Source organism: Pseudomonas sp. Hp2 (assembly GCF_006386585.1).
GTDB classification, from domain to species: Bacteria; Pseudomonadota; Gammaproteobacteria; order Xanthomonadales; family Xanthomonadaceae; genus Pseudomonas_S; species Pseudomonas_S boreopolis.
On record NZ_VAHJ01000002.1, the window covers coordinates 916,366 to 924,611 of the forward strand.

Here is an 8,246-nt window from a genome sequence, read left to right on the forward strand (position 1 = left end):
GCCCGTGCATGGGCCGTCATCCGGCGCGTACGCTTTCCCATTCGTGAATGGCTGTCAACAAAAGCGAACGATATAGCCCATGTGCAACCGTATATCGGAATGCGATATATCCCGCCTGCGCCCAAACCCATGCGATTTGCGGGTTTTCGCCGGGTTCCTCGCCACGGGCGGCGAAGGGCCGGCAGGTGCCATGCTGCAACGCAATATCGAACTGCGCCGCGGCTGCGCAAAATCGCGGGCGGCATAGGCGCCAACCCCACTCGCCGCACGAAACCCCGGCCAGGGTTTGCGGCGTCGAACCGGCCAACGAAAAACGGATGCCTCCGGCATCCGTTTCTCCGCGCGCGCAAGTGGTTTGGCGCTACTTCGCGGCGAGTTGCCGCAGCACGCCGCGCGTCACCGGGTCGGCGATCTCGGTCGCCTCGCCCTTCAGCGCCGGCAGCAACTGGTTGGCCAGCTGCTTGCCCAGCTCGACGCCGAACTGGTCGAACGCGTTGATGCCCCACATCACCGACTGCACGTACACGCTGTGCTCGTACATCGAGATCAGCGCGCCCAGCGCCTGCGGCGTCAGCGCATCGAGCAGGATCAGCGTGCTCGGACGGCCGCCCGGGTAGCTGCGGTGCGGATCGTCGCTGGACTGGCCGTTGGCCAGCGCCTCGGTCTGCGCCAGCAGGTTGGCCAGCAGCGCCCTGTGGTTCTCTACGTAGGGATCGTCGTTGCGGACGATGCCGATGAAATCGGCCGGAACGATGCTGGTGCCCTGGTGCAGGGCCTGGAAGAAGCTGTGCTGCACGTCGGTGCCCGCGCCGCCCCACCATACCGACACCGTGTCGCTGTCGACCGGCGAGCCGTCGAGCTTGACGCGCTTGCCCAGGCTTTCCATCACCAGCTGCTGCAGGTAGGCCGGCAGCAGCGCCAGGCGCTGGTCGTAGGTCATCACCGCGTGCGTGGCGCTGCCGAGCAGGTTGCGGTTCCATACGGCGGTCAGGCCGTGCAGCACCGCGACGTTGTCGGCCAGCGGCGTCTCCAGCGCGTGCCGGTCGAACTCGGCCGCGCCGGCCAGCAGCTGTTCGAAGCGCTCGAACCCGATCGCCAGCGCGATCGGGAAACCGACCGCCGACCACAGCGAATAGCGGCCGCCGACCCAGTCCCACATCGGCAGCACGTGGCCCGGCGCGATGTCGAAGGCCTTGGCGGCGCGCTCGGGATTGGCGCTGACCGCGTACAGGCGCTCGCTGCCGCCCAGCCACTGGTGCAGGATCGCGCCGTTGAGCAGCGTTTCCTGGGTGCCGAAGGTCTTGGAGATCAGGATGCCGGCGGTGGTCGCCGGGTCCAGCGTCGCCAGCGTGCGCTGCATCGCCGCGCCGTCGACGTTGGAGACGAAGTGCACGCGGAAGCGCGCGCCCGCGACCGGGCGCAGGGCATCGGCGACCAGGCGCGGGCCGAGGTCCGAACCGCCGATGCCGACGCTGACGACGTCGGTAACGCCGCTCTTCTCCAGCGCTTCGATCAGCCCCTTCATGCGCTGGCGCACGCCGGCGGCCGTGGCATAGGCCTCCGCCGCGACCGGCGCGCCGGTCAGGTCGCCGCGCAATGCGGTGTGCAGCGCCGCGCGCTGCTCGGTGACGTTGACCTGCTCGCCGCGGAACAGGCGCCGGAACGCGCCGGCCACGTCGCGCTCGGCCGCCAGCGCCAGCAGCGCGTCCAGCGCCGCGCGGTCGTACTTCTGCCGCGCGAAGTTGAAATACAACGGACCGACCCGCCTTGCGTACTGCTCCGGCCGGTCGGGCTCGGCGGCCAGCAGCGCGGGGATGGCAGCGCCACGCAGGCGCTGGGCGTGGGAGTGCAGCGAATCGAATCCGTTGTTCTGGGTCATGCGGCCTGTGTGGGGATCGTGTGGTTGGTGTGGGTGATCTTGTTGGCGCCGTCGACGTAGACCAGGTTCGGCTTGAAGGCGTTGGCCTCCGCCTCGGTCATGCTCGCGAACGCGGCGATGATCACGAGATCGCCGACCTGCACGTGGCGCGCCGCGCCGCCGTTGAGCGAGATCACGCCGCTGCCTTCCTCCGCGCGGATCGCATAGGTGGTGAAGCGCGAACCGTTGGTCACGTCCCAGATGTGGACTTGCTCGAACTCGCGGATGCCGGTGGCCTCCAGCAGCAGGCCGTCGATGGCGATCGAGCCCTCGTAGTTGAGCTCCGAATGGGTGACGGTGGCGCGATGGATCTTGGCTTTCAGCAGGGACAGTTGCATGACGGGGGACGGCGTAAAGAAAGGATTGAGTTTACACCCGGGACCCGGGACCCGGGACCCGGGACTTGGGAAAGCGAACTCGCCCGGGTCGGGCCGTCGAGCGATCGAACGCTTGCAGGATGCCTGTTTGTTCGTGGTGGGGACTTCAATCCCGACAGAGGACCGGCAAAGCCTCGGGACCGGAGCCCCTCCCGCAGCGGCGGTTCCGCCGAAGCCGGCTCTCCAGGGAGCCGGCCTCAGAACTCCAGGTTGTCGATCAACCGGGTGCGCCCCAGCTTGGCCGCGACCAGCGCCACGCGCGGGCCGTCGTGGCCATCCTCCGGCTCGGCCAGCTCCGGCGTGCGAACCACCGCGTAGTCCACCGCGAAACCGCCTCCGGCGAGCCGCTCCGCCGCCGCCGCCTCGACCTGCGCGCGCGGCGTCCCCGCCTCGCAGGCCTCGCGCATGCCCAGCAGCACCTTGCGGATCAGCGCGGCACGCGGGCGCTCCTCCGCCGACAGGTACTGGTTGCGGGAACTCATCGCCAGGCCGTCCTGCTCGCGCACGATGCTGCCGGCCAGCAGTTCGATCGGGAACGCCAGGTCGGCCACCATCTGCCGGATCACCGCCAGTTGCTGGTAGTCCTTCTTGCCGAACGCGGCGACGTCCGGCTGGGCCTGGTTGAACAGGCGCGCCACCACCGTGCACACGCCATCGAAGTGGCCGGGGCGGTGCGCGCCCTCCAGCACCTCGCTGATGCCCGGCGCCCGCATCCGCATCGCCAGCTCGGTGCCGAGCGGGTACATCGTCTCCACGCTCGGCAGCCAGAGCACGTCGCAACCGGCGTCCTCCAGGCCGCGCATGTCGGCCTCCGGCGTGCGCGGATAGCGCGAGAAGTCCTCGTTCGGGCCGAACTGGGTCGGATTCACGAACACGCTCGACACCACGCGGTCGGCATACTGCCGCGCCAGCATCACCAGCGAGAAGTGGCCGGCATGCAGGTTGCCCATGGTCGGCACCAGCGCCACGCGCAGGCCCTCGCGCTTCCACCCGGCGACGATCGCGCGCAGCCGGGCCAGTTCTTTGACGGTCTCGATCATGCGGCGTAGGCGTGCTCTTCGTCGGGGAAACTGCCGTCGCGGACGGCTTCCGCATACGCGCGGACCGCGCCCGCGACCGAACCGCCCTCGGCCAGGAAGTCCTTGACGAACTTGGGCCGGCGGTGGCCGCTGTCCAGGCCGAGGAAGTCGTGCATCACCAGCACCTGGCCGTCGCAGCCGGGGCCGGCACCGATGCCGATGGTCGGGGCGGCCACCTCGGCGGTGATCTGCGCGGCGAGCGGGCTCGGCACGCATTCCAGCACCAGCAGCGAGGCGCCCGCCTCGACCACGGCCCTGGCATCCTCGACCAGCCGTTGCGCGGCGTCGCCGCGCCCCTGCACCTTGAACCCGCCCAGGCGCAGCACCGACTGCGGGGTCAGGCCCAGGTGCGAGCAGACCGGGATCTCGCGCTCGACCAGGTGGCGGATCACGTCCAGCTTGAAGCCGGCGCCTTCGATCTTGACCATCTCCGCGCCGGCCTGCAGCAGCTGCATCGAGGCGTCGAAGGCGCGTTCCGGGGTGGCGTCCGCACCGAACGGCAGGTCGGCCACCAGCAGCGCCCGCTGCAGCACGCGCGCGACCGCCGAGGTGTGGTAGACCATGTCGCGCACGGTCACCGGCAGGGTCGAATCGTGGCCCTGCACCACCATGCCGAGCGAATCGCCGATCAGGATCAGGTCGACGCCGTTGGCCTCGAAGGTACGCGCGAACCCGGCGTCGTAGGCGGTCAACATCACCAGCTTGCGACCTTCCCGCTTGGCCTCGGCCAGGGCGGGAACGGTCCAGGGCTTGCTATCGGCGTGGCTGCTCATGAACTCATTACGTGGGGTGATAAGCCCAGCATTATCTACCCAATCGGCTCGATCCCGCAGGCATCGATACCGGCGAGTACGGACTTCACCGTTCCATGGCCCGGGATCATCGCCTCCGGGGCGACCTCGGCCAGCGGCACCAGCGCGAACGCACGCTCGTGCAGGTGCGGGTGCGGCACCTGCAGGCGCGGCAGCCCGATGCGCCGTTCGCCATAGAGCAACAGGTCCAGGTCCAGCGTGCGCGGCCCCCAGCGCTCGCCCGGCAGGCGGATCCGGCCGAAGCGCCGCTCGATCCCGAGCAGCGCGTCCAGCAGCGGCTCGGCTGCCAGGCCGGTCTCGACCAGTGCGGCGGCGTTGATGAAATCCGGCTGGTCCTCGCGGCCCCATGCCGGCGTGCGGTACAGCCGCGATGCCGCCACCAGGCGGGTCCGCGGCAGGTCCGCCAGCGCCGCCAGCGCCTGCCGGACGGCCGCCGGCGCATCGCCCAGGTTGGCTCCCAGACCGATACAGGCCTTTACCAAGCCCGTTACTCCGGGCTGGAGCCGGTGGCGCGCCGGCGCCGGCGGCGGCGCTTGTGCGGGGCCGGCGCGTCGTCGCCGAGTTCGACCTGCGCCGACTCGATCGCCGAGACCAGCTCCTGCCCGGACTGCTGCTGCGCCTCGCGCCAGAACTCGACATCGGCGGCATGGTCGGGCGAGGCGATCTGGCGCAGCGCCAGGAAGTCGAACGCCGCGCGGAAGCGCGGGTGCGCCAGCGTGCGGAACACGCGCTTGCGCTGCCGCGAGGAGAAGCGGGTCTGCAGCAGCCAGATCTCCTGCATCGGCAACGAGAAGCGCCGTGGCAGCGCGACCCGCTCGATCTCGTGCAGGGTGACGCGGTCGGCGGCGCGCCGCTGCGCCTCCTCCACCGGCACGCCCTGGGCCTGCAGCATCGCCAGGGTCCGGCAGAACGCCGGCCACAGCAGCAGCGCGAACAGGAATGCCGGCGAGACCGGCTCGTCGTTCGCGACCCGCTGGTCGGTATTGCCCAGGCCCGCGATCAGCATCCGGCGCAACGCGCCGCTGCGGTTGGAGCGCAGCGCCGCGGCGCTCTCGGGGAACAGCGCGTCGAGCAACCCGTGCCGCTCCAGCCCTTCGAAGCTGGCCACGCCGTGGCCGGACAGGAACAGCTTGAGCACTTCCTCGAACAACCGCGCCGGCGCGGCGTCGGCCAGCAACCCGGCCAGGCGCGGGATCGGCCCGGCCGTGGCCGGCTCGATCTCGAAGCCGAGCTTGGCCGCCAGGCGCACCGCGCGCAGCATGCGTACCGGGTCCTCGCGGTAGCGCTGCTCGGGATCGCCGATCAGGCGCATCACCCGCGCCTGCACGTCGTCGAACCCGCCCACGTAGTCGCGCACCGAGAAGTCCTCGATCGCGTAGTACAGGGCGTTGCAGGTGAAGTCGCGGCGGATCGCGTCCTCCTCGATCGTGCCGTAGACGTTGTCGCGCACCAGCCGGCCGTTTTCGACCTCGCGGTCGCCGCTGCCGTCGTCGCTGTTGGCGCGGAACGTGGCCACCTCGATGATCTCGCGGCCGAACACCACGTGCGCCAGGCGGAAGCGGCGGCCGATCAGGCGGCAATTGCGGAACAGGCTCTTGACCTCCTCCGGCGTGGCATCGGTGGCGACGTCGAAATCCTTGGGATGCCCGCCGACCAGCAGGTCGCGGACCGCGCCGCCGACGAGGAAGGCGCCGAAGCCCGCCTCGCGCAGGCGGTACAGCACCCGCAGTGCGTTGGGACTGATGTCCTTGCGCGAGATGACGTGCTGCTCGCGCGGAATCACCCGCAGGGTGAACGGAGATGTAACTGAAGGTTCGATGGTGGCGCTTCCCAAAGTGGTGCAGGATGTTGCCGAACGGATTCGAGCCCACTATACTAGCGCGCTCACATCGACGTAACAAAACGCTCCCTTCGTCTAGTGGTTAGGACGTGGCCCTCTCAAGGCTAAAACAGGGGTTCGAGTCCCCTAGGGAGCGCCACGTCGGATGCGAGAACGAAAAAGCCCCGCCAATGCGGGGCTTTTTGTTTTTCCCTCCCCCCCGGGTGAGGCGGGGGGAAGCACCCTGCTCCTCCCCGTCCCGGCCCACGCCGGCGGCGTGGGCGCCCGGGGGCATGCGCGCCATGGCGTGCATGCCTTACCCCTCTCCCCTGGCGGGAAAGGGGCGGCAGCAGGGCTCAGCCCTCCATCTGCTCCAGTTCCTTGCCCTTGGTCTCGTAGACCCACTTGAGCACGAAGAACACCGACAGGAAGGCCGCCACGGTGTAGATCCCGTAGGCCCCCGCCAGGCCGATGCTGCCGAGCAGGATCGGGAAGGTCACGGTGATCGCGAAGTTGGAGGTCCACTGCGCCGCGCCGGCCACCGCCAGGCCCGAGCCGCGGATCTGGTTCGGGAACATCTCGCCCAGCATCACCCACATCACCGGGCCCCAGGACATGTTGAAGAACACCACGTAGGCATTGGCCGCGACCAGCGCCAGCAGGCCCATCGAGTCGGACATCGCCAGCTTGCCGTTCGCATCCAGCGATGCGCTGGCGAAGGCGTAGGTGACCAGCGCCAGCGTGACCGCCATGCCCGCCGAGCCGACCCACAGCAACGGCTTGCGGCCGATCTTGTCGATCAGCACCACCGTCACCAGGCAGGCGCCGATGCTCAGGCCGCCGGAGAGCACGTTGATCAGCAGCGCGTCGTTCTCCGAGAAGCCGACCGCCTGCCACAGCACCGCGCCGTAGTAGAACACCACGTTGATGCCGACCAGCTGCTGGAACACCGCCAGGCCGATGCCGATCCAGACGATCGGGCGGATCTTGCCGGTCGCCTTGTTGATCAGGTCCGACAGGCTCGGCCGGTGGTGGTCCTCCGACAGCGATGCATCGATCTCGCCCAGCTTGGCCTGCGCCTCGGAGGCGCCGTACAGGCGCGTCAGCACCGCCAGGGCCTCTTCCTTGCGCTTCTTCACCACCAGATAGCGAGGGCTTTCCGGGATCGTCAGCAGCAGGATCAGGAAGATGGCGGACGGGATCGCCTGCATCCAGAACATCCAGCGCCAGGCCTCCTGCCCGAACCACAGGTGCTGCGTGGACGCGCCGGCCGCCTTGGCCAGCAGGTAGTTGGACAGGAACGCGCAGAACAGGCCGCTGATGATCGCGATCTGCTGCACCGTCGCCAGCCGGCCGCGGTAGCGCGCCGAAGCGACCTCGGCGATGTAGGCCGGCGACATCACGCTGGCCGCGCCGACCGCGAAGCCGCCCATCACCCGCGAGAAGATGAAGAACGCAGAGCTGTGCGAGGCCCCCGCGCCCAGCGCCGAGAGCAGGAACAGCACCGCGGCGATGATCAGCACCGCGCGGCGGCCCCAGCGGTCGGCTAGGCGGCCGGCGAAGAACGCGCCGATCGCGCAACCGAGCAGCATCGAGGCGACCTCGAAGCCGATCCCGGCCGAGCTGGAATGGAAGGTCTGCTTGAGACCGTCGACCGTGCCGTTGATGACGCCGCTGTCGAAGCCGAACAGGAAGCCGCCGATCGTGGCGACGCAGCTGATCAGGATGATGAAACGGGTGTTCTCCGCGGCGTGCGCGGCGGCTGGATTCGCAGCCGTGGTGGTGGTGCTCATTCCGGTGGTTCTCCCCGGGTTGTGTTCGATTGACCGCACCGGCGTGCCGGTGCCCCTCGCATGATCGTGGCCGCCGGCCTGCCGGCACCGTATCGCCCGGTGCCGGCCCTCGCCAGCGCGGCGGCCGCGCCGACTCTACCGCCTGCCGGCGGTCACCGCGACCACCGGCCGTACGCGGTCAGCGCAACAGGTACTGGTTGAGCAGGTTCTCGTAGGCCTCCTGGCGGCCGCTGGTCTGCTTCGGCTCGCCGTGCTGGGCGGCCAGGCCCGCCAGCGCCGCCAGGTCCAGCTTGCCGTCCACGAAGTCCTTGCCCGCGCCGCTGTCGAAACTGGCATAGCGCTGCTGGCGCCACTGCTCCCACGGCGAGGCCGTCAGCAGCGCGTGCGCCACCTCCAGCCCGCGCGCGAACGCGTCCATGCCGCCGATGTGCGCGATGAACAGGTCCTG

The 8,246-nt window shown here is 69.6% G+C and carries 7 protein-coding genes, 1 tRNA gene and 1 pseudogene; 1 reads left to right on the top strand and 8 read right to left on the bottom strand.

Annotated elements, in window-relative coordinates; translation table 11 throughout:
• Positions 1-361 precede the first annotated feature (361 nt).
• The 6 genes from pgi to pcnB form a co-directional block, all read right to left on the bottom strand.
• Positions 362-1,879: a glucose-6-phosphate isomerase gene (pgi, locus tag FD678_RS09310; protein ID WP_140721794.1), complete on the bottom strand. Its 1,518-nt coding sequence runs from the start codon at positions 1,877-1,879 to the stop codon at positions 362-364.
• On the bottom strand, positions 1,876-2,256 hold the full coding sequence (panD, locus tag FD678_RS09315) for an aspartate 1-decarboxylase (protein ID WP_140721797.1): 381 nt from the start codon (positions 2,254-2,256) through the stop codon (positions 1,876-1,878). Before panD ends, pgi begins: the two co-directional genes overlap by 4 nt.
• A gap of 236 nt (positions 2,257-2,492) precedes the next feature.
• The gene (gene panC, locus FD678_RS09320; protein ID WP_218569625.1) at positions 2,493-3,332 is read right to left on the bottom strand and encodes a pantoate--beta-alanine ligase; all 840 of its coding nucleotides are present in this window, start codon (positions 3,330-3,332) and stop codon (positions 2,493-2,495) included.
• Complete coding sequence (gene panB, locus FD678_RS09325) at positions 3,332-4,147, bottom strand: 3-methyl-2-oxobutanoate hydroxymethyltransferase (protein WP_140721805.1); 816 nt, start codon at positions 4,145-4,147, stop codon at positions 3,332-3,334. Before panB ends, panC begins: the two co-directional genes overlap by 1 nt.
• Positions 4,148-4,182: 35 nt before the next feature.
• Positions 4,183-4,668, bottom strand: coding sequence for a 2-amino-4-hydroxy-6-hydroxymethyldihydropteridine diphosphokinase (gene folK / locus FD678_RS09330; RefSeq protein ID WP_140721809.1), 486 nt, complete (start codon positions 4,666-4,668; stop codon positions 4,183-4,185).
• A 5-nt stretch (positions 4,669-4,673) separates the two neighbouring features.
• Entirely contained in the window at positions 4,674-6,020 is a 1,347-nt protein-coding gene (pcnB, locus tag FD678_RS09335) for a polynucleotide adenylyltransferase PcnB (RefSeq protein ID WP_140721812.1), read from the bottom strand.
• Between the two features lie 70 nt (positions 6,021-6,090).
• Here pcnB and FD678_RS09340 point away from each other — a divergent pair.
• A tRNA-Glu gene (locus FD678_RS09340) sits at positions 6,091-6,165 on the top strand.
• Positions 6,166-6,361: 196 nt separating this feature from the next.
• On the opposite strand, the gene FD678_RS09345 is transcribed toward FD678_RS09340, so the two are convergent.
• Positions 6,362-7,798 carry a sugar porter family MFS transporter gene (locus FD678_RS09345; RefSeq protein ID WP_140721816.1) on the bottom strand — a complete coding sequence of 479 codons (1,437 nt, stop codon included), beginning with the start codon at positions 7,796-7,798 and terminating at the stop codon, positions 6,362-6,364.
• Positions 7,799-7,976: 178 nt separating this feature from the next.
• Positions 7,977-8,246, bottom strand: a pseudogene (locus FD678_RS09350) (hypothetical protein); the annotation flags it as partial.

Coding starts and splice junctions, on each gene's coding strand:
- pgi (WP_140721794.1), bottom strand. CDS start 1,879: ATGACCCAGAACAACGGATTCGATTCGCTGCACTCCCACGCCCAGCGC.
- panD (WP_140721797.1), bottom strand. CDS start 2,256: ATGCAACTGTCCCTGCTGAAAGCCAAGATCCATCGCGCCACCGTCACC.
- panB (WP_140721805.1), bottom strand. CDS start 4,147: ATGAGCAGCCACGCCGATAGCAAGCCCTGGACCGTTCCCGCCCTGGCC.
- FD678_RS09345 (WP_140721816.1), bottom strand. CDS start 7,798: ATGAGCACCACCACCACGGCTGCGAATCCAGCCGCCGCGCACGCCGCG.